We start from the raw sequence: 1721 nt of genomic DNA on the forward strand, positions 1-1721 counted from the left end.
CACCTTCAACGGCTTACAGAACGCTCCCCTACCCAACAACGCCTAAGCGTCGCTGCCGCAGCTTCGGTGCATGGTTTAGCCCCGTTACATCTTCCGCGCAGGCCGACTCGACCAGTGAGCTATTACGCTTTCTTTAAATGATGGCTGCTTCTAAGCCAACATCCTGGCTGTCTATGCCTTCCCACATCGTTTCCCACTTAACCATGACTTTGGGACCTTAGCTGGCGGTCTGGGTTGTTTCCCTCTTCACGACGGACGTTAGCACCCGCCGTGTGTCTCCCGTGATAACATTCTTCGGTATTCGGAGTTTGCATCGGTTTGGTAAGCCGGGATGGCCCCCTAGCCGAAACAGTGCTCTACCCCCGAAGATGAGTTCACGAGGCGCTACCTAAATAGCTTTCGGGGAGAACCAGCTATCTCCCGGTTTGATTGGCCTTTCACCCCCAGCCACAAGTCATCCGCTAATTTTTCAACATTAGTCGGTTCGGTCCTCCAGTTAGTGTTACCCAACCTTCAACCTGCCCATGGCTAGATCACCGGGTTTCGGGTCTATACCTTGCAACTATTCGCCCAGTTAAGACTCGGTTTCCCTACGGCTCCCCTATACGGTTAACCTTGCTACAAAATATAAGTCGCTGACCCATTATACAAAAGGTACGCAGTCACACCACGAAGGTGCTCCCACTGCTTGTACGTACACGGTTTCAGGTTCTATTTCACTCCCCTCGCCGGGGTTCTTTTCGCCTTTCCCTCACGGTACTGGTTCACTATCGGTCAGTCAGGAGTATTTAGCCTTGGAGGATGGTCCCCCCATATTCAGACAGGATGTCACGTGTCCCGCCCTACTCATCGAACTCACAGTTAATGCATTTTAGTGTACGGGACTATCACCCTTTACTGTGCGACTTTCCAGACGCTTCCACTAACACAAGAACTGATTCAGGTTCTGGGCTCCTCCCCGTTCGCTCGCCGCTACTGGGGGAATCTCGGTTGATTTCTTTTCCTCGGGGTACTTAGATGTTTCAGTTCCCCCGGTTCGCCTCATACGACTATGTATTCATCGTATGATAGTGCAACGAATTGCACTGGGTTTCCCCATTCGGGTATCGCCGGTTATAACGGTTCATATCACCTTACCGACGCTTATCGCAGATTAGCACGCCCTTCATCGCCTCTGACTGCCTAGGCATCCACCGTGTACGCTTAGTCACTTAACCTCACAACCCGAAGGTGTTTCCACTTTCGTATTGCTACATTTGAGAGACTCTATGACAGGTTAATCCTTATCCCAATACTTCTACGGAGGGATAAGTTTCAGCTGTCATGTTTCAATTTTCAGCTTGTTCCAGATTGTTAAAGAGCAATATCTTAAACACGACTCGCAAGAGTCATCTTTAAGATTTTTTTGGTTATGACTAACCGGTGATAATGTCTTTCACTCATTATCGGATTGGCGTCCCCAAGGGGATTCGAACCCCTGTTACAGCCGTGAAAGGGCAGTGTCCTAGGCCTCTAGACGATGGGGACACGAAAATCCGATTAAACTGAACGTCTTAATCGGTTCGTATCAGCATGAGTCAGAGACTCATTACATCAACAGGTAGCGCTTTTGCTCATTACTTTTTCATCAGACAATCTGTGTGAGCACTTCACGCGAATCAATATCATTAGGTAAGGAGGTGATCCAACCGCAGGTTCCCCTACGGTTACCTTGTTACGAC

1 tRNA gene and 1 rRNA gene are annotated in these 1721 nt (G+C 49.4%); both read right to left on the minus strand.

The window, feature by feature from the left end:
- Positions 1–1217 (minus strand): 23S ribosomal RNA (locus ACI2J2_RS24570); the annotation flags it as partial.
- 234 nt (positions 1218–1451) lie between these two features.
- Positions 1452–1527: transfer RNA gene (locus ACI2J2_RS24575), tRNA-Glu, on the minus strand.
- Positions 1528–1721 lie beyond the last annotated feature (194 nt).

The organism is Serratia sp. NPDC087055 (assembly GCF_044900985.1).
GTDB lineage: Bacteria > Pseudomonadota > Gammaproteobacteria > Enterobacterales > Enterobacteriaceae > Serratia.